Origin of the sequence: Flavobacterium sp. KACC 22761 (assembly GCF_034058155.1) — a bacterium.
Classification (GTDB): Bacteria; Bacteroidota; Bacteroidia; order Flavobacteriales; family Flavobacteriaceae; genus Flavobacterium.
On record NZ_CP139148.1, the window covers coordinates 2,571,554 to 2,596,875 of the forward strand.

Annotated in this window: 18 protein-coding genes and 1 tRNA gene; 13 read left to right on the forward strand and 6 right to left on the reverse strand. The window is 33.7% G+C overall.

The features are described from left to right. Positions 1 to 82: 82 nt before the first annotated feature. From SCB73_RS11190 to SCB73_RS11250, 13 genes are all read left to right on the forward strand, one after another. The gene (locus SCB73_RS11190) at positions 83 to 832 is read left to right on the forward strand and encodes a DeoR/GlpR family DNA-binding transcription regulator (protein ID WP_320566338.1); all 750 of its coding nucleotides are present in this window, start codon (positions 83 to 85) and stop codon (positions 830 to 832) included. A gap of 283 nt (positions 833 to 1,115) precedes the next feature. Then, complete coding sequence (locus tag SCB73_RS11195; RefSeq protein ID WP_320570088.1) at positions 1,116 to 4,031, forward strand: FAD-binding and (Fe-S)-binding domain-containing protein; 2,916 nt, start codon at positions 1,116 to 1,118, stop codon at positions 4,029 to 4,031. A gap of 19 nt (positions 4,032 to 4,050) precedes the next feature. Then, positions 4,051 to 4,878 (forward strand): alpha/beta hydrolase, encoded by an 828-nt coding sequence (locus SCB73_RS11200; protein WP_320566339.1) that lies wholly within the window; start codon positions 4,051 to 4,053, stop codon positions 4,876 to 4,878. Positions 4,879 to 5,076: 198 nt separating this feature from the next. Further along, the gene (locus SCB73_RS11205; protein WP_320566340.1) at positions 5,077 to 6,912 is read left to right on the forward strand and encodes an outer membrane protein assembly factor BamB family protein; all 1,836 of its coding nucleotides are present in this window, start codon (positions 5,077 to 5,079) and stop codon (positions 6,910 to 6,912) included. A gap of 168 nt (positions 6,913 to 7,080) precedes the next feature. Next, on the forward strand, positions 7,081 to 8,562 hold the full coding sequence (locus tag SCB73_RS11210) for a glycoside hydrolase family 10-like protein (protein WP_320566341.1): 1,482 nt from the start codon (positions 7,081 to 7,083) through the stop codon (positions 8,560 to 8,562). Between the two features lie 11 nt (positions 8,563 to 8,573). After that, positions 8,574 to 11,075: a beta-N-acetylhexosaminidase gene (locus tag SCB73_RS11215; RefSeq protein WP_320566342.1), complete on the forward strand. Its 2,502-nt coding sequence runs from the start codon at positions 8,574 to 8,576 to the stop codon at positions 11,073 to 11,075. A 4-nt stretch (positions 11,076 to 11,079) separates the two neighbouring features. After that, positions 11,080 to 12,384 carry a serine hydrolase domain-containing protein gene (locus SCB73_RS11220; protein WP_320566343.1) on the forward strand — a complete coding sequence of 435 codons (1,305 nt, stop codon included), beginning with the start codon at positions 11,080 to 11,082 and terminating at the stop codon, positions 12,382 to 12,384. Positions 12,385 to 12,579: 195 nt separating this feature from the next. Then, positions 12,580 to 13,716: an N-acetylglucosamine-6-phosphate deacetylase gene (gene nagA, locus SCB73_RS11225; RefSeq protein ID WP_320566344.1), complete on the forward strand. Its 1,137-nt coding sequence runs from the start codon at positions 12,580 to 12,582 to the stop codon at positions 13,714 to 13,716. A gap of 78 nt (positions 13,717 to 13,794) precedes the next feature. Beyond that, positions 13,795 to 15,411, forward strand: a complete 1,617-nt coding sequence (locus tag SCB73_RS11230) for a T9SS type A sorting domain-containing protein (protein WP_320566345.1) — start codon at positions 13,795 to 13,797, stop codon at positions 15,409 to 15,411. 334 nt (positions 15,412 to 15,745) lie between these two features. Next, entirely contained in the window at positions 15,746 to 17,758 is a 2,013-nt protein-coding gene (locus SCB73_RS11235; protein WP_320566346.1) for a M13 family metallopeptidase, read from the forward strand. Positions 17,759 to 17,800: 42 nt separating this feature from the next. Next, the gene (locus SCB73_RS11240; protein ID WP_320566347.1) at positions 17,801 to 18,598 is read left to right on the forward strand and encodes an SDR family NAD(P)-dependent oxidoreductase; all 798 of its coding nucleotides are present in this window, start codon (positions 17,801 to 17,803) and stop codon (positions 18,596 to 18,598) included. A 96-nt stretch (positions 18,599 to 18,694) separates the two neighbouring features. Beyond that, positions 18,695 to 19,072: a DUF4440 domain-containing protein gene (locus SCB73_RS11245; protein WP_320566348.1), complete on the forward strand. Its 378-nt coding sequence runs from the start codon at positions 18,695 to 18,697 to the stop codon at positions 19,070 to 19,072. A 241-nt stretch (positions 19,073 to 19,313) separates the two neighbouring features. Further along, the gene (locus SCB73_RS11250; RefSeq protein WP_320566349.1) at positions 19,314 to 19,847 is read left to right on the forward strand and encodes a GNAT family N-acetyltransferase; all 534 of its coding nucleotides are present in this window, start codon (positions 19,314 to 19,316) and stop codon (positions 19,845 to 19,847) included. 186 nt (positions 19,848 to 20,033) lie between these two features. Here SCB73_RS11250 and SCB73_RS11255 read toward each other — a convergent pair whose 3' ends face one another. The 6 genes from SCB73_RS11255 to SCB73_RS11280 all read right to left on the reverse strand — a co-directional run bounded on the left by SCB73_RS11255 (position 20,034) and on the right by SCB73_RS11280 (position 25,320). After that, complete coding sequence (locus SCB73_RS11255) at positions 20,034 to 21,017, reverse strand: energy transducer TonB (RefSeq protein ID WP_320566350.1); 984 nt, start codon at positions 21,015 to 21,017, stop codon at positions 20,034 to 20,036. A gap of 42 nt (positions 21,018 to 21,059) precedes the next feature. Then, positions 21,060 to 21,497 (reverse strand): peptidase associated/transthyretin-like domain-containing protein, encoded by a 438-nt coding sequence (locus SCB73_RS11260; RefSeq protein WP_320566351.1) that lies wholly within the window; start codon positions 21,495 to 21,497, stop codon positions 21,060 to 21,062. A 433-nt stretch (positions 21,498 to 21,930) separates the two neighbouring features. Then, a complete protein-coding gene (locus SCB73_RS11265; protein WP_320566352.1) occupies positions 21,931 to 22,629 on the reverse strand; it encodes a toxin-antitoxin system YwqK family antitoxin in 699 nt (232 codons plus the stop codon). 22 nt (positions 22,630 to 22,651) lie between these two features. After that, a complete protein-coding gene (locus SCB73_RS11270; protein WP_320566353.1) occupies positions 22,652 to 24,148 on the reverse strand; it encodes a hypothetical protein in 1,497 nt (498 codons plus the stop codon). Positions 24,149 to 24,597: 449 nt separating this feature from the next. Continuing rightward, a tRNA-Met gene (locus tag SCB73_RS11275) sits at positions 24,598 to 24,670 on the reverse strand. Between the two features lie 125 nt (positions 24,671 to 24,795). Further along, a complete protein-coding gene (locus SCB73_RS11280; protein WP_320566354.1) occupies positions 24,796 to 25,320 on the reverse strand; it encodes a DUF4269 domain-containing protein in 525 nt (174 codons plus the stop codon). Positions 25,321 to 25,322 lie beyond the last annotated feature (2 nt).

Here is a 25,322-nt window from a genome sequence, read left to right on the forward strand (position 1 = left end):
AATGTTGCATATTCAATATGTGTTTTTTACTATAATTTGAAATAATTGATATATTTGCTCTGAATTTTAACTTTTTAAGAAAATGCTGAAAGCCGAAAGACATCAATATATAATGACTAAGCTTAATGAGGACCAAAAGGTTGTCACGACAGATTTAGCGTTGGCTCTAGATTTGTCAGAAGATACTATTCGCCGAGATTTGAACGAGTTAGACAGCAAAAAGCTGTTAGAGAAAGTATACGGAGGAGCAGTTCAGGTTTCTGAAAAATCGGCTAATATATTTGATATTTATATTTCGGAAGAAGAGCAAAAAAAGCATATCGTAACAAAAGCATTGTCATTACTTCGTGACGATCAAGTTATTATAATGAGTGGTGGAAGCACCAATTTGGTCTTTGCAAAGTTAATACCTGCCGATTTAAAAGCGACAATTTATACGTATAGTCTTCCAATTGCCATGCAATTATCACAGCATCCAAACATAGATTTGATCTTCATTGGAGGAAAAATGCAGAAAAACGCAATGGTAACTATTGGTATGGATGTAATTCAGGTGGTATCCAAAATCAAAGCTGATATTTGTTTCATTGGCGCCAGCAGCATCAATATAAAACAAGGTTTGACTGAGATTGGATATGAAATCTCTATTGTTAAAAAAGCAATGATTGAGGCTTCAGATAAGGTAGTTTCAATGTTTTCTTCGGATAAATTAGATACAAAAATGCCTCATGGCGTATGCGAACTTACAAAGTTGAATACAATTTTAACCGATTTAGATCCGAATGATGCCAAATTAGAAGAGTATCGAAAATCAGGCGTACACATCTTATAAATTATTGTTTCAAAAAGACAAGTCTGCATGTTTTTGCGTTTTTTAAAATTTATTTTGTTAAATAACGCAAAATAATGTAGTGTTTCTCTTTTTTGTATATATATTTGTTAAAGCTTAGCCTTTGGCAAAATATATGAATATCATTACTTCATCATTTTACGGTTTATTGGCAGGCTAAATATTGATTTCAACATGATTTATATGCTGTTTTGAGGACAGTTTGAATCTAATGAAAAATGGAATCAAATATTGTAAAAACAACCAAAGCAATAGAACCAGTAAAATGCCCAATTCTCCACAACTAAAAGAACTATCTGCTTCATTAGAAGGAAATCTTTTTCATGATGAGCTTCATAAAAAAATATATTCGACAGATGCTTCTGCTTACAGAATTACGCCGGTTGCGGTAGCAATTCCGAAAACAGAAGAGGATATCGTTAAGATTATTCGTTTCGCATCCCAAAATCAGATTTCAATAACACCAAGAACAGCAGGAACTTCTTTAGCTGGACAAACCGTTGGTAGCGGTATAATTGTCGATGTTTCCAAACATTTTACCAAAATTGTTGCTTTTGATGCCGAAAAGAAAACGGTAACCGTTCAGCCCGGAGTAATTCGCGACGAGCTGAATTTGTTTTTAAAACCGCACGGATTATTTTTTGCGCCAACAACATCAACTACTAATAGATGCATGATTGGCGGCATGGTGGGAAATAATTCTTCTGGGACAACTTCAATTCGTTACGGTGTTACCAGAGATAAAATTGTAGAAATAAAAGCAGTTTTGAGCGACGGAACGCTTGCTGTATTTAAGGATTTAACTTCTAAAGAATTTATTGAGAAAACAAAAGGTGATTCTTTAGAAAGTAAAATTTATAAATCGATTTACGAAGAACTTTCAAGTAAAGAAAATCAGGAAGAGATTTTAAGAGAGTTTCCAAAACCAGAAATTCACCGAAGAAACACAGGTTACGCGATTGATGCTTTGTTGAAATCGGAACTTTTTTCGGGAACGGAAAATACCATCAATTTAGGGAAATTGCTTTGTGGCAGCGAAGGAACTTTGGCATTCACAACAGAAGTTACGTTAAAAGTTGACGATCTTCCTCCAACAAATAATATTATGGTCGTAGCGCATTTTCACACGATTCAAGAAAGTCTTGAAGCCGTTGTGGTTGCGATGAAACATCATTTGTACACTTGTGAAATGATGGATGACACGATTTTAGATTGTACCAAGACGAATAGGGAACAAGCCAAAAATAGATTTTTTATTGTGGGCGAACCAAAAGCGGTTATTATGCTCGAAGTAGGTTCTCATAGTAGTATGGAAGATGCCGAATTGCAAGCCGATGCTTTGATTAAAGATCTTGAAGCTAATGGTTTTGGATATGCGCTTCCAAAAATTTATGGAGAAGATATTGAGAAGGTAAATGAGGTTAGAAAAGCGGGTCTCGGACTTTTAGGAAGTATTGTAGGAGACGACAAAGCGGCCGATTCGATTGAAGATACTGCAGTTGAATTAAGCGATTTGCCAAATTACATTGCCGATTTTGCCGCGATGATGGAAAGCCACGGACAAAGTGCAATTTATTATGCACACGCCGGAGCGGGAGAGTTGCATTTGCGTCCGAAGATTAATTTAAAAACAAAAGAAGGTTTACACCAATTCAGAAATTTATCTACCGAAGTTGCTCATCTGGTTAAAAAATACAGAGGCTCACTAAGTGGTGAACATGGCGACGGAATTTTGCGCGGAGAATTTCTACCGTTTATGATTGGCGATAAAAACTACGAACTGCTGAAGCGAATCAAAAAAGCATTTGATCCTGATACTATTTTAAATGTTGGAAAAATTGTAAATGCATCTAAAATGGATGAAAACCTTCGTTTTGAAGCAGGAAGAGTAGAACCAGATATTAAAACAATTCAGGATTTTTCAGATAGTTTAGGGATTTTGCGTGCAGCCGAAAAATGCAATGGATCTGGTGATTGTCGAAAATTGCCATCGGCAGGAGGAACTCTTTGTCCGAGTTATCGTGCGACAAGAAACGAAAAAGATACCACTCGCGCACGTGCCAACGCTTTGCGCGAATACCTGACGCATTCTGATAAAGAAAATAAATTCGATCACGAAGAATTATATAAAGTATTCGAATTGTGTGTGAGCTGTAAAGCATGCGCCAGCGAATGTCCAAGCAATGTGGATGTTGCCACTTTAAAAGCAGAATTTTTATACCAATATCAAAAAGCAAATGGTTTTTCTTTCCGAAATAAAATGTTTGCTTTCAATTCGAAATTAAATGAATTAGGAAGTATTGCGCCAGCAATTACCAACTGGGCATCCAATCTTTCATTTGTTAAAAAAAGAATGGGAATTGCACCCGAAAGACAAGTGCCATTATTGGCTCCAAAAACGTTTAGGAAATGGTACCAAGCGAACAAAAAGCTTTATGAAGCAAACTCTTTTGAAAATGGAAGCGTTTATCTTTTTTGCGACGAATTCACGAATTATTATGATGTTTCAGTCGGAATTGATGCTTTTGAATTATTGACAAAATTAGGTTACAACGTAATTGTAATCGATCATGAAGAAAGCGGAAGAGCTTTTATTTCAAAAGGTTTTCTAGAAGAAGCGCAGGAAATTGCGAATAAAAACATCACAATTTTTAAAAATATAATTGCTGAAAATACGCCTTTAATTGGTCTTGAACCTTCGGCGATTTTGACTTTCAGAGATGAATATCTTCGATTGGCAGCAGATAAAGAAAGTGCTGAAAAAGTAGCAAAAAACACTTTTACAGTTGAAGAGTTTTTCAAAAGAGAAATTTCAAACGGAAAAATTCACGCGGGACAATTTTCTGAAAAAGAAAAAAGCATAAAGATTCACGGACATTGCCACCAAAAATCTCTGAGCAGTGTGGAAGCTTCTTTTGCGATGTTGAATGTTCCAAAAAATAATAAGGTTACGATTTACAATTCGGGTTGTTGCGGCATGGCGGGCTCATTTGGATATGAAAAAGAGCATTACGAAATCAGTATGCAAATGGGTGAAGATACTTTGTTCCCAAAAATCAGAGCAACAGAAACGACAACGGTAATTGCAGCCGCGGGAACAAGTTGCCGTCATCAAATTTTTGACGGAACCAGCAGAAAAGCAATGCATCCGGTAACTATTTTGAAAGACTGCCTAAAATAGTATTTAAAGAACATCAGTTATGAAAAAATCAATTTACACCATCTTCTTGCTCTTTTTAGTTTTTACTGCGCAAGCTTCTAAAGTTGATACTCTGGAGGTTTTTAGTGCTTCAATGCAGAAAAACATCAAGACGTGTGTCGTGGTTCCAGACAATTACAAAAAGAGCAAAAAAGCTTTTCCGGTGGTTTATTTGCTTCATGGGCACAGTGGCAATTATGCTACATGGGTAAAAGGTTTTAAGGAACTTGGAAAACAAGTAGATCAATACGGTTTTATTGTAGTTTGTGCTGACGGAAATTATTCAAGCTGGTATTTTGACAGTCCAATTGATCCGAGTTTTAAATACGAAACTTATGTTGTGAATGAGCTAGTTCTGTTTATTGATAAAAAATACAAAACCATTGCCGATCGAACAGGAAGAGCAATTTCGGGCTTGAGCATGGGCGGTCATGGCGCTTTGTATTTGTCATTCAGGCATCAAGATGTATTTGGTGCTGCAGGAAGTATGAGCGGAGGAGTTGATATTCGTCCGTTTCCCGACAAATGGGAGATCAAAAAACGATTAGGATCAATTACTGAATTTCCTGAAAATTGGAATCAAAACACGGTTACCAATATGCTCGATTTGGTAAAAGACAACAAATTAAAACTGATTATCGATTGTGGTGTTGACGATTTTTTCATGACCGTAAACAGGGAACTTCATGCAAAAATGTTGGCTTTAAAAATAAATCACGATTATATTGAGCGCCCAGGCGAACATAATCTTAAATACTGGGAGAATTCTTTAAAATATCAACTTTTGTTTTTTCACGATTTCTTTAATGAAAATGTAAAAACAAAGTAATCATAAAGTGTATTTTGATTCTCACACATGATCGAAATACACAAATTTTGGTTGGTTATCCTAACAGGTTTTTTGTCAAACCTGTTAGGTTTTTTTGATCAATTCTGCACGAATTAAATTGGTGTAAAACAAACAAACGCATCATATTCCGAATAGGAATTTTTAAAATAAATTATTGCTAATAAACTAAAAACAACCATGAAACATTTATTTTTCAGAATAGTATTGCTTTTTGCAATAGCAACTGGATTTTCGCAGAATGCAGAAAAAAAAGGAATTATAAAATTTGTACAACTTACAGACTTGCATGTTTCTGTGGGAAATGACAATGATTTTTTGTTGCAAAACATCGTAAAAGAAATCAACAATTCGGACAATGAATTTGTAGTCGTAACCGGAGATTTAACCAATCGAGGTGCTGATGACGAATTAAAACAGGTTCATGCAATCCTTTCAAAATTAACAAAACCGTATTATGTAATTTCGGGTAATCACGAGACGAACTGGAGCGAAAGCGCGGGACTTACTTATAAAAAGATATTTGGAGAAGATCGATTTGTATTTTCAAAGGGAGATTATCTTTTTATTGGATATCCATGCGGGCCATACATGAAAATGGGTGATGGTTTTGTAAAACACGAAGATGTACTTTGGTTAGATAAAACGTTGAAAGATAGTTTGAAAGGAAACAATAAAAAAGTACTCAATTTTGCTCATTATCCAATGGATAATAGTGTAAGCAATTATAAAGAAGTACTTTCTGTTTTGCAGAAATATCCAACTGTCGCGAGCTTTTGTGGTCACGGACATACTTTGAGAAAATATGATTTTTCTGGTTTGAGCGGTTTAATGGGAACTTCTATAACTTCGTTGGACGGTAAAACTCAAAGTTATAACGAATTAATTATCAGTAATGACAGTATCAGTATTTATCAAAAAGAAATTGATAAACCAGGTGTTTTCAAATTTTCTGTTCCGACAAAACCATCAAAAATTGAAATTCCCAAGGATGATTTTCCGGCAATTGGTCCTTTTTTGAAAGACGACGCTTCGATTTACAGTCTTCCTTCATTTGACAAAAAGAATTTTTATTTTGCGAATTCTCTAGGCGAAATAGAATCTGTAAATTTGAAAGACAAAAAAATAAATTGGAAAACAAAAACTGGAAACGCCATTTATTTTTCGCCGACAATTGTGAAAAATAATCTCGTTGTTGGAACGATCGAAGGAAATCTTTTAGGATTTGATTCACAATCAGGAAAACAAAAATGGAATATTGCTGTTGGAGGTGTTTTAGTGGGTTCTCCAATCGCCGAAAACAACAAGGTTTATACGGCAAGTTCGACTTCATTTGTTTGTGCAGATGCTTTGACCGGTAAGGTAATTTGGAAAAAAGAAATGCCACAGTCTTATTCTCAAGGAATACCTTTGATTCAGGGAGATAAAATCATTTTTGGGGTTTGGGATACTTATGTGTATTGCTTAAATAAAAATACAGGAGAGTTAATTTGGAAATGGAATAATGGCAATGACAAACAAATTTTATATTCGGCTGGAAATGTAAATATGGTTTCGACAAAAAGCCGGCTTTATTTTGTGACACCACAGCGCTTTTTGACCATTTTGGATATTGAAACTGGAAAAACGCTTTTAAGAACTTCGAAGTGGAAAATTAGAGAATCGATGGGAAAAAGCCAGGACGGGAAATGGTTTTATGGCAAAACAATGGATGGATTGCTTTTAAGAGTGCCACTTTCTGATGATCTTGAATTGACAGAAGAAAATGTAGAAAAACAAAGTAAAGTTTTGGATTTGAAATTAGGCTACGAACACAATCCAGCAGGAATTTTAGAAAAAGACAACAAAATCTACATCGGAAGCAGAAAAGGCGAAGTGATACTAGTCGATGCAGAAAAATTTGAAATCATAAAACAAATCACTTTAGGAAGTTCAAGTGTAAATGGTTTCACAATTGATGCCCAAGGCAGAGTTTGGACTTCTCTAGTCGAAGGCGGGATTTATTTGTTAAATTAAGTTTTTTTATTGCGCATGAAATTGCTCGCAAAGTCGCAGGGACACGCAAAGAAAAATAAAAGATTTAAAAATAAAACTTTGCGCTTTCGCGACTTTGCGAGATTTAAAAATAAAGATGAGTTAAAAAAACTTTGCGAACATAGCGTAACTGTACACAACCATATTATTATGAAAAGCATAAAAATTATAATTCTAGTTTTGCTGATTCATGCCAAAATCTTCAGTCAGCAATCTCCAAAAAGAGAAATGCGCGCCGCGTGGATTTCTACAGTAGAAAATATCGACTGGCCGTCTAAACCCGGTTTGTCAGATAAAGAAATGAAAGCCGAAATGATTACACTTTTGGATAATCTACGTTCGTATAATCTGAACACTGTAATTTTTCAAATTCGCCCAACTGCCGATGCTTTTTACAAATCGACAAAAGAGCCAGCTTCGCATTGGATAACCGGAACTCAAGGCGTTGCGCCAGGCTTTGATCCGTTGCAAATGATGATTGATGAAGCAGGAAAACGTGGCATGAACGTGCATGTTTGGCTGAATCCGTATCGTGTTCAGAAAGACACTGTTAGAGATGTGCTTTCAAAAAATCATTTATATTTTAAGAGACCAGACCTTTTCCTGACATATGGAAAAACGAGATATTTTAATCCAGGCTTACAAGAAACCAGAGATTTTGTCGCTTCTGTTGTAGGTGAAATTGTTCGTAAGTATGATATTCAGGCCGTTCATATGGATGATTATTTTTATCCGTATAAAATTGCGGGACAAGAATTTCCAGACGAAAAAGCATTTGCGAAAGAACCGCGCCAATTTAAAGACAAAGACGATTGGAGAAGAGACAATGTCGATTTAATCATCAAACAAATCAGAGATACGATTATTGCCAATAAACCAGAAGTTGAATTCGGAATTTCGCCTTTTGGAGTTTGGAGAAATAGTGCCAAAGATTCTGAAGGTTCTAAAACTACTGCGGGAGCTACAAATTATGATGATTTGTATGCCAATATCTTAAAATGGCAAAAAGAAAACTGGATTGATTATGTAACGCCGCAAATATATTGGCACATTGGTTTTGACAAGGCAAATTTTGAAGTTTTGGCAAAGTGGTGGGCCGAACATAAATTCGGAGCAAATGTTTATGTGGGACATGGCGAATACAAAATTTCAACTACTGCCAAAGAACCAGAGTGGAGAAGCCCTGATCAAATCGTAAAACAAATTGAAATGATTCGCAAATTCCCTCAAATTGAAGGTTCGATGCACTTTACAGCTTCCAATTTTCTGAAAAAAGGTGATACGTTACGACAGCCTTTACTCCAAAAAGAATACAAATATATCGCTTTGACTCCCGAAGCAAACAGAATTACAAGATTAAAGCCTGAAAAGCCTACAAATGCTGTGATTGCAAAAAAAGGCGACAAAGCAATTTTGACTTGGAAACCTGCAGTTAACGACAAGAAATATGTGATTTACAGATTTCCAAAAGGAAAAATAACTGATTTCTCAAATCCATCAACTATTTATTATGTGACAACAGCTCTAAAACTGGAAGTTCCAAATGCTAATTTGGAAAATTATGTTTACGCGCTCACCGCTTTGAGTCAAACCCAGACAGAAAGCAGTCCCATAGAATTTACAGTAAAATAAAGTATCAAGAAATGAGAAAAAGTATTCTCCTAATTGCCTTATTTCTAAGCTCATTAAGTTTTGTACAAGCCCAAAAATTAGATATAATTCCGAAACCAGTTTCAGTGCAACAAAATTCCGGACAATTGGTTTTGCCTTCAGTATTAAAAGTTGTTGTAGATAAAAAACTAAAAAATAGTGCCGATTATATTTCGGCAAGCATTTCAAAAAATACCGGAATTAATCCAATTGTTTCCCTTGGAAAAAAACATGGAAAAAATGCGATTTCATTTTTAGTAGATAAAAAATTAGAGCTTCCAAATGAAGGTTATCAATTAGACATAAACGAAAAAGGGATTTTCGTAAAAGGGAAAACTACAAATGGAGTCTTAAACGGACTTCAGACTTTAGCTCAAATTTGTTCTGCAAAAGAAGTTAAAAAAGGAACCGTTCCGTTTGTGAAAATTGAAGATTATCCTCGTTTTGATTGGCGCGGTATGATGCTCGATTGTTCGCGACAATTTTTTGACAAACAAACTGTCAAGAATTATATCGATTGGTTGGCAGCTCATAAAATGAATGTTTTTCATTGGCATTTAACCGATGACAACGGTTGGAGAATCGAAATAAAATCAATGCCCGATTTAACTTTAAAAGGCGCTTGGAGAGGTCCTGGAGAAGTTTTATTGCCATCTTACGGCTCAGGAGACAAACGTTACGGAGGTTTTTATACGCAAGAAGATATTAAGGAAGTAGTGGCTTATGCCGCTAATCGTGGCATTTCAGTTATGCCAGAACTTGAAATTCCGGGGCACTCGCGTGCAGTAACGGCTTCATATCCAGAAATTGGGTGCGAAATTAGCCAGGAACTTAAAAGTGTTCAAGGCGAAGTAAAAAATGTTTGGTGCGTTGGACGTGAAGAAAATTATGATATTTTGGATTCGATCATTAGAGAAGTTTCGGGATTATTTCCTTTTGAATATATTCATGTGGCGGGCGACGAAGTCAATCGTGCAAATTGGGAGCATTGTCCAAAATGCCAAGCTCTGATGGCAAAAGAAGGTTTTACAGACAGTTTTCAGCTTCAGAATTATTTCTTTAAAAGAGTTCAAAAAATTGTAGACAAATACCATAAAAAAACAGACGGCTGGAATGAAATCTTGAAAGGTGGAGAAGTCAACCCAAATACGTTGATTTCGGCTTGGCAAGGAATTAATTACGGAATTGAATCTGCTAAAAAAGGATACAAAACCATTATGATGCCGGGACAATTTTTGTATTTTGACATGGCACAATCTGAAACAGAACGCGGTCATCGCTGGGCGGCAATCACCGATACAAAGCACGCTTATTCGTTTGAGCCAATTCCAGATTCGGATTTAACGGCGGAAGAACAAAAAAATATAATTGGAGTTCAAGGTGCATTGTGGAGCGAATATTTGGATCGTCCGGCGAGAATTATGGAATACCAAAGTTATCCGAGAATTACGGCTTTGTCTGAAATGGGCTGGTCTAAAAAAGAAGATAAAAACTGGGATGATTTTTACGGAAGATTAACCAACAGTCATTTAAAAAGATTGGCCGATATGGGAATTGCTTTTAGAGATTTTCCTCCAACGGCAATTTATAAAAACGGAACAATTACAGTGACGCCACCTTATGAAGGCGCGATTGTAAGATTTGATAAAGATGGAAATGAGCCCACAAGACAATCGCCTTTGTACACAGGACCAATTCAAACGAAAGATTACGAACAGTATAGATTTAGGGTTTTCTTTAATGAAACTTCGGCAAGTCCTGCAGTGAAAGTGGAGAAATTGCCTGTTGCAACCTGGAATACAGCTAAAGCCGAGGTTTTAACCATTTCAGAAAATATATCAGAACATGTTGATAAAAAGGGAATTTGGTATTTGAATTTTAATCCGACTGATGACGGCGCAAACGGAACAATTAAAAATGTTTCTCTTTTTGAAAATGACAAACTATTGCAGGCTTATTCAGACGAAAAAGCTTTGAGATCAAAACCGCGTTTGAGATTTTTGATTGAAAATTACAACGAAAAAAACACCTACAGATTAGATTTTACTGTTGAAAACAAAGAAGAGAGAAAATCTGCAGCAAATGTAAAATTCATTTGTTCACCGTATCAGGAACCAGAAGTTAAAGTAACTTCATCAATGGCAGAAAATACGAAGTTTCCAATTGCGAATCTGCAAGATTATAATGAAGAATCGTATATGCGCACTGATGTTGCCTGCAAAGATGGCGATTGGATTTTATATACCTTTACTACTCCTGTAATTTCTTCTAAAATTGATGTTTTAAGCGGCATTCCGCATCATCCGAGATTTATCATAAACAACGGTTATGTTGAGTTTTCATACAACGGAATTGATTTTATAAAAGGCGATAATTTTGATTACGGAAATGCATCAATTTATCCGAAACAGCCTGTAAAAGCAGTTAGAATAAAAATTACAGGAACCAATAATGAGCCTTTGATGGCAGGGCAGGACTTAAAAATTAATCCATAGAAATATGAAAAATATAGTGAACAAGATTGTAGCGATCTGCTTAATTTCGTTAAGCATAAACAGTTATTCTCAAGAGAATTCTAAGAAATCTTTTGATGTTAAACGAAATCAAGTTTATATCGATTCAATGATGACCAACGCGCTTGAAAAAGGCTTTTTTCCAGGAGCACAAATTATTGTTGGAACAGGAGATTCTAATTTGATAATCAAAAATTATGGCTATCATGATTATACTAAAAAACAAAAGGTAAAATCAGATGATGTTTTTGATTTGGCTTCGATGTCTAAAGTTTTAGGAGCAACACTTGTTACAATGCGTTTGGTTGGAGATGGAAAAATCAAACTTACAGATCAAGTAGGTGAAATTGTTCCAATGTACAAAAATACAGCGATTTCCGATTTAACGCTTTTTGAGTTGCTGACGCATACTTCTGGACTAACGCCAAGCATTACTTTTTATCAGGCGTTGCTTTCTACACCAGATAATTCGCCTTTGTTGAGCAATCAAAAATCAGAGCAATATCCACAGCAATTTGATAATATGTTTGTCAACAAAAACATTGTTTATGATTCAAAATATCTTGTTTTTCAGCCGAAAGAAAATTGGATTCAGATTTATAAAAACATGTGGCTGAATCCAGAATTTTATCCATCGGTTTATGAAAGGATTGCGAAAGCAAATACAAATCCGAGAGGAAAATATTTGTACAGTGATTTAAATTTGCTTTTGGTAAAACAAATGATCGAAACCAAAACTGGAAAGAAATTAGATCAGCTGACAAATGAAATTTATACGCAATTAGGCATTTCAAAAATTGGATATAATCCACTAAAATGGACTTCTATAGATAATGTAATGCCAACGGAAGTAGATAATTTTTTCAGAAAAGACACCATCAAAGGTTATGTGCATGATGAAGCGGCAGCTATTTTTGGAGGCGTTTCGGGAAATGCAGGTTTATTTGCAAATGCCGAATCAATTGCTGTAATCTGCAAAATGCTAATGAATAACGGAAATTATAAAGGAAAACAAATTCTAAAAGCCAAAGTTGTAAAAGAGTTTACAGAATCGCCACTCGCTAAAGAAGGCATTTACCGCGGTTTAGGTTTTGACAAAAGAAAACCAGATGAGTTTTTTACAAAAGATGATTTTGGACATACCGGTTTTACGGGAACATTTTTCTTTATGAATCCAAACACAAATCGATTTGTAGTTATTCTGACAAATCGCGTAAACCCAACCCGAACAAACAGATTGATGTATAAAGATGATTTTAGTGCTAAAATCTGGAGGCAAATTAATAAGTAAAAAAGTTTTTTTTTTCGCCACGACTCGAGCGATAGCGAACAGGCGAAGCAATTCACGAATTATTGAAAAATAATATGTGTAATTATGGGATTTTTATTTACACAAATTAGCAAAATTTAATTCGTGAATTTGTGGACAAAGAAGAGGAATTACTTTTGAGGAAGCTCAAATTAGTATAAAATAAATTTAAGTAAAATGAAACAAGCCATTATCAATGCAGTCGTTCACACAGGAGAGGAAATAATCAATAATGGAGTTATTGTTGTTGAAAATGGAAAAATTCTTTCAATTCAAAATGAAATTCCAACTGCCATTGAAACCCTTGATTTGAAGGGAAAACATATTGCATCAGGTTTTATTGATATTCAAATAAATGGAGGAGAAAGGCTTTATTTCAGCCAAACTCCAACGGAAGAAGCAATTCAGGATATTTATGATGCTAGTCGCAAATATGGAACAACGCAGGTGCTTCCGTGTTTGATATCATCTTCAAATGAAACTATTCTGCAAGGAATTGAGGCTGTTCGCAATTATCGAGCAAAATACGATAATGGTGTAATCGGAATGCATTTAGAAGGGCCATTTTTGAATCCGTTACGAAGAGGCGCGCACAGTATCGATCAGGTTCGAAAACCTACAAACAAAGAGCTTGAAGAAATTATCAAATACGGGAGAGATGTTATAAAAGTCATCACGATTGCTCCAGAATGTTTTACAGAAGAACAGCTTGAGATGTTGCTGGAAAGCGGTATAGTAATTTCGATTGGGCATTCGACAATTTCGTATAACGAAGCACAGCCTTATTTTGCAAAAGGAATTAAACTGGTAACACATTTGTTTAATGCGATGACTCAATTTGGGCATCGCGAACCGGGTTTAGTTGGTGCGTCTTTGGAAAATGAAAATGTATTTACACCCGTTATTTTAGATGGTTCGCATTGCGATTATGCCGCGGCAAGATTAGCGTATAAACTTAAGCAAGATAAGTTCTTTTTGATTAGTGATGCCACATTTTTAGGACGAAAAGTGACCAACTTCAATTGGGACAATTTTGATGCTCATCTTGACAATGGATTTTACAGAAATAAAGACGGCAATTTGGCTGGAGCATCGATCTCGATGTTAGAGGCGGTGCAAAATGCCCACAATCATTTGAATGTTTCTGTTGATGAAGCGCTGAAAATGGGATCTTCTCGCGTGGCAAATGCAATTGGTTTAGGAGATAAATACGGAAAAATAAAAACTGGATTTCCAGCCACTTTTGTCAAATTCGATGATGATTTATCTGAGATAGAAACTTTTGATTTTCTTAATACCAATCGGTTATTATGATGTTGTTTTTCATTTTTAAAAATGTATTTTTGAAAAGAAAATAAAATTTTTTTTACAAATTCAAAACTCCAAATCATAATGATCAAAAAAGGTGTATTAACTTTTTGTGCAGTTGTTTTAACAGTTTTAAGTAGTTCTGGCCAAAATTGTTTGCCTTCAGGAATTACAATCAACAGCCAATCTCAACTAGATAATTTCTCTAAAAATTACCCAGGTTGTACCACTATTGGCGGGGATGTATTAATAGAAAACGTCGGCAATCTTTTAGGATTATCCCAAATTAAATCTATTGCTGGAAATCTTACTCTCAAACTTTTAATTAAAGATTTAAAAGGATTACATAATTTGACCACAATTGGTGGAGATTTGACTATTAGTGGCAATTCTCTTTTAACCAATTTCACTGGATTAGAAGCGTTAAATTCGGTTGGAAAAAATGTATTGATCGAAAGAAATGACGTTTTAGATAATTTTAATGGCTTAGAAAATCTTAAATCAGTAGGAGGAGATTTGTCGATAAGAGATAATAAAGTATTAACTAATATCAGCGCCCTTAAAAACGTTGCAACTATTGGAAATAATTTAATAATCAGTACCAATAATCAGCTTCTTAATATTAATGGATTAGCAGGTATTACCGAGATTAATAATGATTTAGTTGTTGAGTCAAATCCGCTTTTGACTTCTTTAGATGGGTTAAATAATTTAAAGACTGTAAAAAGAGATTTAAAAATTAGATTTAATAATAGCTTAAAAGATTTACAAGGTTTAAATGGGTTAATAACTACTGGGCGATCTTTTGAAATAGAACGAAATGATAATATTTCTAGTTTTACTGGTTTAGAAAATCTTAATACTATTTACAGACTATTTGTAGTTGATAATGATAATCTAATTAATCTAAAAGGACTTGATAATCTTAAAATTGTAAAAGAAAATTTAACGCTATTTGGAATTGATAAATTAAACTCATTGAATGGGCTGCAAAATGTGACATCAGTTGATGGAATGTTGCAAATAAAAAGTTGCAATGCATTGACTAATTTAACGGGATTGAGTGGTTTGACTAAAGTTGGAATTTCATTTGAAATTTCAGACAATTTGGGCATGATAAATCTTCAAGGTTTAAATAGCTTCGTGTCAAGTGCAAACCTTTACGTATCTGGATGTGCGAGTCTTGAAAATTTAGTGGGATTAGAAAGTCTTAAAAATATAAATAACGGCAATTTAACCATCAGCTATTGTGACAAAATTACAAGTTTGAAAGGTATTGAGAATATTGACCCTAAGACAATCGGATATGTAACTATTGAGTTGAATGCCTTATTGTCAACTTGTGCTATCCAAAGTGTGTGTAGTTACCTTTCAGATATTGCAAAAAGTGCCGCTATTCGTTCAAACAAAGAAGGATGTAATAATAGAGAAGAAGTTACAGCAATGTGTAAAGCTGTCCTATCGGTAGATGAAAATGACTTGTTATCTTCGACAACTTTATATCCAAATCCAACTATTGGTAAAGTGAGTATAAATGTAAAATCTGATTGTAAAATTTACATTTATAACGCAATCGGGGAGCAACTAAAAGAAGTAAGTTTAGTTGTGGGATATAATGAAGTGAATTTGGATTCATTGCCATCTGGTGTATATTTTTTTAAGACTAAAAAAGGAAACTCTCTAAAAGTTCTAAAAAAATAAGTAGTCGTTTTGTTGATATTTCGTAGCGATTTCTTGGAAATAAAAAGGATTAAATTGATATTAAAAATAGAAAAGCTTCAGAGAAATCTGAGGCTTTTTCTTTTAAAAAGTTTTAAAAAAATGACAGAAAACAGTTTTTCTAGGCGTCTTTAACACAAATTCAATTTTCATAGCAAAACGCACTCAGATTAGTAATAATTCTGACAAAAACTTTAAAATTAAAAACCGAATTCGTATCTTGTTCTGCTAAAATTTAGTATGCCAAGCATATACATTTTAGAATGGTTGCCTTCAAAACGTTTTTCACTTCTTTTTAATAGAAACAATCTACATTATGAAAAAATCATTAATGCTCTTTACTGCATTCTTAGCGCTTACAGCTTGCTCAAAACATCAAGGAAAAAAAGATGTTGCTATCACCGGAATAGACTCCACATTGCGACCTGGTAATGATTTCTTTAGATATGTAAACGGGAAATGGTATGATTCGGTATCAATACCAGCATCTCAAGCCGGAGTTGGCGTTTATATGTTTATGAATTATCCGCAAAGAATTCGCCTGCAAGGAATTTTGGACAGTATTTCGAAAAGCAAAAATCCTGAAGGAAGTATAGCTCAAAAAGTTGGAGATTTTTATGCATCGGGTATGGATACGATAACCATTGACAAACGCGGATATGAACCAATCAAACCTCTGCTTGCCAAAATTGATGCCATTAGCGATTTACCTTCCTTAATGAGCTTTGTGGTTAATCAAGTAAAAGTAGGCAATTCGTCTATTATAGGTTTTGGAGTGTCAACTGATGATAAAAACAGCACTATGAATCTTGCGCAGCTTTATCAAACAGGTATTGGTTTGCCTGATCGGGATTATTATTTCAAATCAGATTCTTCAACTGTTGCCATACAGCAATCATACAAAAAATACCTTACGACTTTGTTTCAACAAACAGGAAGCAATGCTCAAGAAGCTAAAAAGAGTGCTGATTTGGTTTACGACATTGACAAACAACTTGCCTTTTCGCACAAAACAAAAGTGCAACTTCGCGATGTGCAAGCCAACTACAATAAAACTACGGTGGCTGATTTGGTCAAAAAACATCCTAACATCGATTGGGCAACTTTTTTAAATAATTTAGGTGCTAAAACTGATTTTATAAATGTTTCGCAACCGGCATATTATGATGCGCTGAATAAGCTCTTGAAAACCATTCCGATTAATAATTGGAAAGTTTACTTGAAAGCAAATTCTATCGAAAGATATGCAGATGATTTAAGCAAGCCTTTTGTAGATGCATCATTTGAATATACCAAAGTGCTTTCAGGGCAAGCTGTTCAAAAATCACGTGGTGAAAAAATGGCTAACGTCATAGACAACTACTTAGGCGAAGCGTTGGGCGAATTATACGTAAAGAAATATTTTTCGGAAGATGCCAAAAAACGTATGTTGGTTCTCGTGAACAATCTGCAAAAAGCTTATGCCAAAAGAATTGATAACTTGGAATGGATGAGTCCAGTAACCAAGCAAAAAGCAAAAGAAAAATTGTTCGCGATCACTAAGAAAATAGGATATCCAGATAAATGGAGAGACTACAGCAATGTGCATATTACTAGAAATACTTATTTTGAGAATATGGTTTCGGCTGCGACAGCTGCTTATCAATTTCAACTGGCAAAATTGGGCAAACCAGTCGATAAATCAGAATGGTACACTACAACGCCAACGGTTACAGCATACAATAACCCGACTGCAAATGAAATTGTTTTTCCTGCTGGTATCTTGCAACCTCCATATTTTGATAATAATGCCGATGACGCACTTAACTATGGCGGTATCGGAATGGTTATTGGTCACGAAATTACACATACTTTTGATGATCAAGGTGCTCAATACGACAAAGATGGAAACTTGAAAGACTGGTGGACAAAAGAGGATTATGCAAAGTTTAAGGAAAGAATACAACAAGTTATTAATAGGTACAATACCTATACGGTTTTAGGCGATTTACATATAAACGGTGCGATGACAGTTGGTGAAAATACTGCAGATATTGCAGGGTTAGCGGTAGCTTACGATGCCTTTAAAATGACTGAGCAAGGAAAAGGGAATACAAAAATTGACGGTTATACTCCAGACCAACGCTTCTTTATTTCTTTAGCTAAAATATGGAGAGTAAAAATGAAGGATGAGTTCCTGCGTTTGTGGATCAATAACAACCCACATTCTCCACCAAATTGGCGCGTGAACGGCCCTTTGATGAATACGACACCTTTTTACAAGGCATTTGATGTGAAGCCAGGAGACAAGATGTTTTTGCCAGAGAAAGAAAGAATCACAATATGGTAACGGTGCCATAAAAGCAACTATCCGAACTAAAACTGATTAAAAATGGCAAATGTAAAAGAAGGCATAGTATGGCTAACGGGCGCTTCATCTGGCATTGGAAAATCAATGGCTCTTGAATGGGCAAGATTAGGATATAAAGTAGTTCTTTCCTCAAGACGCAAAGAGTTATTGGATAAAGTTGCTGACCAGATTAGGCATTCAGGGGGAGAAGCATTGGTGATTCCGTGCGATATAATGGAAGAGGCCTCGATTGAAAATGCGGTTCAACAAATCATTAAAGTTTGGGGACGTTTGGATGTTGTTGTTGCTAATGCCGGATTTGGTGTTTTTGGAAGTATCGAAAAACTAACAGCTAAGGATTGGAATAGACAATTGCAAGGCAACGTTACAGGTTTAGCCCTCACAGTAAAATATGCCTTGCCACATTTAAAGAAAAACAAGGGCCGAATTGGTTTGGTTGGAAGCGTAGCGGCATATCTCCCTAATCCGAATGTAGGTGCTTATGGTGCCTCAAAAGCAGCTGTAAACTCTATTGGCCAGACTTTACAGGTTGAACTTAAGGGTACAGGCGTAAGCTGCACCACGATGCATCCCGGATTTGTGGTTTCGGAAATTGCCCGAATTGACAATGATGGAGTTTGGCATCCTGATGAGCCAGATCCACGACCGTCAAATTTAATGTGGCCAACAGATAAAGCCGCTAAAGTAATGGTAAAGGCTATTTTAAAACGAAAGAGAAATTATATTTTTACAGGTCATGGAAAGCTAGCTGTTTGGTTGCAAAGATGGTTTCCTGGATTGATGAGGTCTATCATTTCAAAAGGTCCAAAACCAGATTAATAAGTAAGTAGCTCGAATTAAATCTATGTTAAAAGAGCTGCTTTATTTCAATATTAATTTGAAATTTGTGAAATGTCTAATTAACAATGAGATAATATGGAATTACAGACTATAGAATTGGAAAAAAAATACTGGCACGGAGTTGAAAATCATGATTATGAAACGGTAAAAAATCTGACGGTGTTTCCTTGCATAGTTGCTGGAAAAAATGGTGTTCAGAGTATCAATGAGGATGATTTCAAAAATATGTTCGACTCTGGACAAACCAATAAAATAAAGGTACTGAACATCTATGATGTAAAAGAAAAGCTAATTAACGAAAATACAGCAGTTATAGGATATGGTCTAGATTTTGAGATAGTAGATCAAAGTCAAAAAGAGCCTATAAAATGTGTTTGTACATCTACATGGATTAAAGAAAATAACAAGTGGGGTTGTGTGATGCATACTGAAACTGAACTGGAAAAAAAATAGTAATCTGAAACAAAGTTCGTAAATATAACGCATCATAATTTCAAAAAAAGTATAAAATGACAAAAAGCTTCAGAGTAATCTGAAGCTTTTTGTCATTAGCGGGAAGCATTTGAAAATAAATAATGAGCAAAATTTAGCACACATATCTACCCAAATTTGTATGGCTTTTGTAAGATGTATAAATAAGTTAGCGGTCAGTATTTGACAACGAAAACTGATAATCAGAAACGAACAAAAAAACATGAAGAAAGAATTTCTACCTATAAAAACCGAAAGACTTTTACTGCGACAATTTGCAGATAGTGATCTTGAAAATATTTTCAAAGGACTTTCAGATCCAAAAGTTATTAAATATTATGGAGTAAGTTTTCAAACATTGGAAGCAACTAAAGAACAAATGTCTTTTTTTGCTGACCTTGAAAAAAACGGTACAGGAATTTGGTTTGCTATTTGCTCGGCTGATAACAAAATATTCTATGGAGCAGGTGGATTAAATAATTTAAGTAAAGAACATAAAAAAGCAGAAATCGGTTTTTGGTTGATTCCAAATTTTTGGGGAAATGGAATCATGAAAGAAGCAATACCGTTAATTTGTAATTATGGCTTTGGCAATCTAGAACTTCACAGAATTGAAGGATTTGTTGAGTCAGAAAATAAGAATTGTAAAAGCCTAATGACTAAACTTGAATTTCAATACGAAGGAACTATGAAAGATTGTGAAATTAAAAATGGCAAGTTTATAAGTCTTGATGTTTATGCGAAACTAAAAAGGTAATTTGATCAGATAGCTCCAATATGTAGGCAACGATAGCGCAGATTTGGAATTTGTGTCCGCGAAGAAAATCAGAAAGGTGTGAAAAAAAGCTTTAGATTTCTCTGAAGCTTTTTTTTTATAGTAGCCCTAACGGGACAATTTTCGAACCATTTTATTGATGATTTGAAAAGAATATATATAATTTAATCAAAGTGATGTATTTAACGTATAGGGTATCGAATAAAAGCATCTTACTTTTTTTCCCTCTTTAATTCCTGGACTCCATTTAGGAGAAAGCTTTAAAACTCGAATAAGTTCTTTTCCGCTTCCATATCCAAGATCTCTAAGGATTTTTATGTCAGATAAGCTCCCGTTTTTTTCAACTATAAAGGTTGCATAAATTTTTCCTTTTAGATCTTTTTCTTCCAGTTTGAATTTTTTATCTACAAAATTATAAAACCCACTTATTCCGCCAGGAAAATTAGGTAGAACATCTACAGTCGCAGTGCTATATAAAGCATGTTCTATTTCTTTTTTTTCTGCTTCTTTTTCTTTTTTATAAACGATATCCCATTTATGACTATAAGTTTTTCCTAGAAAATTGTAAGATACAATGTCAGAAGATTTGACGATCCAATATCCTTTAATATTTTTGAATAAGTAATATTGTTCTTTAAGGAAATTCTTCTCATTAATTATTATAGAAACACCTTCTTTGTAAATTATATAATCTGATATCAGTTTTAAATCTTTACTCTCAATTACTTTTGAAGTTTTAATGTATAAATAGTTTTTGTCAGCAATAAACCAATCAGAATAATTTGTTGAAGCCGCATCGATGCCTTCAATTTTCTGCAAACCTGATTTCCATGTATTATAATAATAAACATTGGTATTGTTTTTAAAATACTCAGGCCCAATTCTCTTAAAGCTACTGCCATCAATATTTGTTAATATCCCTTGGTAGTAAACTCTATTTCCTTTTTTATAAAAATTATAATCGTAGTTCTCTGCATTTGGTACTAATGTGTAATATGGAGTGCCACAACCGGGATATGATTCCACCCATTTACGTTTGGTATAGCCTTCAGGAATTTTTAAAGAAAAATCTCTTACTGCGGTATTGGAACTTTTGATTTGACCATTTGCAATTGAAAAGATACTTAGGAATATTAAAATTAATGTTTTCATGAGTTGCATTTATTTTGTTGAATGAATGTTTATTGCTTGGCTTTAATCAGCACAATCATAAAACCCACTTTCCATCTTTTTCAATAATTTTTTCACTAATTTACTATAGAATCTAGTAGTTTGTCTAGCGGCTTTTTTACTTTGAAAATAAATCAATCCAGTGCCGGTCACTGTACCTAGATTAAACTCATAGCAGTTTTTATCTGTAATTAAAATCTTTTGGGTTTTAATAAAGTCTCCTTGAATAATTAACATGTCACCTTCTTTTGCCTCAATTTCAAATTTGCCATCATCGTCTGTTTTTGTCTTTCTACCCGTTCCTACTATTTCAATAGGAACTTTAACAGCTGGTAAAGGAATGCTTGCGTATTCGGAGTTATCAAAAACAAACCCTCTGATTAATTTACTTTTTGGAGCAGACTCTTGTCCGAATGTCAGAAGAGTTAAATGGCAAAACAATAGGTAGATAACTTTTTTCATATGTGCTTTCGTAATTGATTTATGCTGTTAAATCTAAGTTTTATTCGCTTTAAGAAAATTAGAAATTTTATATTTAATGAAACACTTCAGAAATTGATTGTCAAATTAAAAATAAAAATGTGATTTAAGTTTTAAAATTTCCTACTATAATGTATAGATGGTATGAAATTGAAAAAGGTTGGGTTGAAGAGATTTTTTTGCTTTGTTTAGACCTCTTTCGCTGGAATGAGCGTTTCATTCGCGAACGTAAAGTTGTTTTAGAATATTTCAAAACAAAAAAGCTCCAGATTTCTCTGAAGCTTTTGTCTTAGTAGCGGGAAGCATTAAAATATCTAACCAGATCATCTTGGATTATTACAATATTTTAGCATGTGCATCTTAATTTTTTCTATGCTTTTTGTTTTTATATCAAAATAGGTAATATTACATTTTATTAATCTTCAGGAAAAGGTGATTCCACTTTTTTAAAAACATTTCCGTTTATACCATCCATTTCAATGTTAATATAAACTTGTTTGTCATAATTAGGGTATCTAATGATCCAATAATTTTTATTATCAGTATTTGATTTGTATTTAGATATTGTCGTTTTATAGCCGCTTTCTTTTTTTTCTAATGAAATTCCATTTTTTTGACAGTATGAAAACACTTGATTAACATTATATTTGAAGCCATTATCAAAATCCTCAGTAGATACTAAATCTCCATTTTCATCATAATTATACCATTTACCTATTTTGAATCCAAACCAACAATAGACTCCCTTTGTTTTGATACTATTGTTAGGATAAAATTCTTTATACAATCCAATTACGGGATTTTCTGAGTAATCATATCCGGAAAAGGCACTACCTATTTGGGCACTTTTAGAATAGTAAAAGAGAGTTTTTCCATCTTTATCTCGAGCACTATATGAGTTATCTGTTTTAGTTATGTAAATCGCTTCATTTTTATTTTTTTTATTTGCTCCAATTTCATCTGGAAGATCCAAAATTTCAAATTTTTCGACTGAATTATTAATTTTTAAAATTCTAATTCTCTCTGGTTTTTTATTTTCAATTTTTGGAAGTTTATTTTGCGAAATACAAGAAATAAATAGTAGGGGATATAATAACAAAAATAGTTTTTTCATAGCCAATGTGTTTCTTCAAATTTTAATTGTCTAAATATTCGTTTCCTTTTAAATCCAGCCAGCCTTGTTGTCCATTTGGTAGCTCAAAACGGACATATTTCCCCTTAAATTCATCTAACTTTTTATATTTAATCTCTTTCATGATTGGGTAATAAGTAAATAAACCATCTTTTTCTATTCTATAACTTTGTTGATCTAATAAGGTTATAGAATCACAATTTTTAGGCAGATTGCTGTTGTATATTTCCATTTCTTTATCGGGATTCTCTGTAATCAAATAATCAAGTGTAGTCAAATTAAATTTTCCGTTTTTGAGTTTTGTATATAAATAAACAGGATAACTCATGGTTGTTCCCATCATTTCAGAATAGGAGGTAAACATATTAAGCCCTTCATCTGCATATTGAATGGTTTCATATCCTTCTCTGTTATACAATGGATAGCAGTTTGCTCTTGCCTCCGAAAAGTTTATAGTAAGGGAGCCAATTTGACCAGTATAGATGTAAAAATGATCATTTTCGGATTGAATCTCAAAAGCAATAGTAGCATCCGGAAAATAGGGTGCGCCACTTGTTTCGTATGATAAGTCTTCCTTTTGGTAGTTTTCGCCAGTCAGGTTTATTCTTCTCAAAGTATTACCTTCAATTACTTGCATATTTGGGTAAAATCGGGCAAAACTAAATGCCCGTATATTTTTTAAGTTGAATTTTTTAAACGCATAATTATAGATCTCCATTTCTTTTCCTTTATATGCAACGATAAAATAATCGTTACTTGTTATAGAATCAAAAGATTCCTTTAAGACCTTTTCGTTATATAAATTTTTGATCCGTAATTTTTTGTTTTTTAAAGTATCTATTTTGTAAAAATCTTCATTAAGCTTTAAATCATTTCCGTTAGCTAGCTGCATGTCTATTGCCTTTAGGTTTTTATATGCAATTGATTCGTAATTAGTATAAGAATCATTTAGATCATTTTCGTCAAATAAAAAACGGGTATTTTTTTTTGTTGGTATAATAAAACCTTTTGGATGATAAATGATTTTTTTGTTAGCCCCAAAATCTAAAATACAATAATGCAATAAATATTCATTTGTTTGATTTTTTAAAGAATCTTCTAAAATACTAACAACAAAGAAGTTTTTATTATACTTGTAAAATTGGTAGTTATCATCGTCGATATTGTTTTTAGTGATAAATTTTTGACTTTCTAGATTTTTAAAATCAGATGTAATAATTTCGGAAACTGAAATTGTTGAAGCGTCTTTTTTTATTTTTTCTATTTCTTTTTCTGTTGTTTCTTCTAATTCATATTTAAAACCAACAACCATTTTTTCATAATCATCAACATCCTGAAGCTGCAAATGAAAGTAGGTATTGTCTTTTTTTATAAAGACACCTTTATCTGCATTAATAAATTGTAATTGGCCTTCTTTTATTTTAAAAACTTTTTGGCTAAAGCAGACTTGAGCCAGAAGGATAAATAAAAAAACTAATTTTTCGGGGTATTTTGCAATCATATTAAAATTAATTTAATTGTAGAAAGATACTATTTTTATAAATGTAGAAACCATTGCTTTATTTCCGTTTATATTTTTATAGATGAGTTTTTTATGCAGAAGGTTGGGAGTGATAATGAAAATACTTTGAGAAGAATTAAATATAAGTCTTCGTCAATTTTAATGTCGAATTTAATTTAAGGAGTGAATTGATTTTATGGTATAACTTGACGGGACTCGAACCATATTGCATTGAAAAATAAGGCTTTAAATTTTTAAGAAATTGAAACAAAAATTTATCGAACCACAAAAAAAAGCCTGAGAAATATAGATTTCTCAGGCCTTACAATTTTTCTTGTAGCGGGAACAGGACTCGAACCTTTGTCCGCCGTGGCGGATATGAGTCCGACAAGCTGATAAAATTTTTGAATAAAAAAAACACCAGCTTTTTCAAGTGGTGTTTTACTTAGTAGCGGGAACAGGACTCGAACCTGTGACCTTCGGGTTATGAGCCCGACGAGCTGCCTACTGCTCTATCCCGCGATGTTTCGGGTGCAAAGATAAGCACTAAATACAGTTTTTCAAAGAAATAAGTAAAAAATTTTAGCAAACTTAAATTTGGGTTAACTATTTATTAATCAGTATTTTGTGTGTTTGAAATTGTGAAATCAGATTTTATATTTCAATAATTCTAAATAGGGATCTTTTTTTAAGCCTAATAATTTGCCGAAAGCAGGCTCAGTTTTATAGCCGTTTTGTTTGAGTTTTATGATTTCTTTCCTGAAATTTTCATCCCGTGATTGCAGAATTTGATGTTCTATGATCATATGCCTGTATCCGTTTTGATTCTCAGTCGGAATGTTTTGTCCGAAGATTTCAATTTCGAAATCATCCAAAATAAAACTTCCAAGCACAGATTCTTCTTGATTTATAATCGTTTCACTGATTTTGAAATTGGTTTTGTCTTTAAAAAGAGAAGTTATCCTTTTGATAAAATGATTTTTATTTTGCCAATAACAAACAATATCCAAATCGCTGTTTCCAATATCAATATTTATTGGAATCGTGCCTACTAAAATTGGGTCAAATTCTGCCAGAACTTCTAAAACCTTATTTTTTGTCAAGGTTTCATAAGCTTCGGTTTGTCTTTTGGTTCCAGACTTTAAATATTCAATATTTTTGAAATCAATCATCA

Coding starts and splice junctions, on each gene's coding strand:
- SCB73_RS11190 (WP_320566338.1), top strand. CDS start 83: ATGCTGAAAGCCGAAAGACATCAATATATAATGACTAAGCTTAATGAG.
- SCB73_RS11195 (WP_320570088.1), top strand. CDS start 1,116: ATGCCCAATTCTCCACAACTAAAAGAACTATCTGCTTCATTAGAAGGA.
- SCB73_RS11200 (WP_320566339.1), top strand. CDS start 4,051: ATGAAAAAATCAATTTACACCATCTTCTTGCTCTTTTTAGTTTTTACT.
- SCB73_RS11205 (WP_320566340.1), top strand. CDS start 5,077: ATGAAACATTTATTTTTCAGAATAGTATTGCTTTTTGCAATAGCAACT.
- SCB73_RS11210 (WP_320566341.1), top strand. CDS start 7,081: ATGAAAAGCATAAAAATTATAATTCTAGTTTTGCTGATTCATGCCAAA.
- SCB73_RS11215 (WP_320566342.1), top strand. CDS start 8,574: ATGAGAAAAAGTATTCTCCTAATTGCCTTATTTCTAAGCTCATTAAGT.
- SCB73_RS11220 (WP_320566343.1), top strand. CDS start 11,080: ATGAAAAATATAGTGAACAAGATTGTAGCGATCTGCTTAATTTCGTTA.
- nagA (WP_320566344.1), top strand. CDS start 12,580: ATGAAACAAGCCATTATCAATGCAGTCGTTCACACAGGAGAGGAAATA.
- SCB73_RS11230 (WP_320566345.1), top strand. CDS start 13,795: ATGATCAAAAAAGGTGTATTAACTTTTTGTGCAGTTGTTTTAACAGTT.
- SCB73_RS11235 (WP_320566346.1), top strand. CDS start 15,746: ATGAAAAAATCATTAATGCTCTTTACTGCATTCTTAGCGCTTACAGCT.
- SCB73_RS11240 (WP_320566347.1), top strand. CDS start 17,801: ATGGCAAATGTAAAAGAAGGCATAGTATGGCTAACGGGCGCTTCATCT.
- SCB73_RS11245 (WP_320566348.1), top strand. CDS start 18,695: ATGGAATTACAGACTATAGAATTGGAAAAAAAATACTGGCACGGAGTT.
- SCB73_RS11250 (WP_320566349.1), top strand. CDS start 19,314: ATGAAGAAAGAATTTCTACCTATAAAAACCGAAAGACTTTTACTGCGA.
- SCB73_RS11255 (WP_320566350.1), bottom strand. CDS start 21,017: ATGAAAACATTAATTTTAATATTCCTAAGTATCTTTTCAATTGCAAAT.
- SCB73_RS11260 (WP_320566351.1), bottom strand. CDS start 21,497: ATGAAAAAAGTTATCTACCTATTGTTTTGCCATTTAACTCTTCTGACA.
- SCB73_RS11265 (WP_320566352.1), bottom strand. CDS start 22,629: ATGAAAAAACTATTTTTGTTATTATATCCCCTACTATTTATTTCTTGT.
- SCB73_RS11270 (WP_320566353.1), bottom strand. CDS start 24,148: ATGATTGCAAAATACCCCGAAAAATTAGTTTTTTTATTTATCCTTCTG.
- SCB73_RS11280 (WP_320566354.1), bottom strand. CDS start 25,320: ATGATTGATTTCAAAAATATTGAATATTTAAAGTCTGGAACCAAAAGA.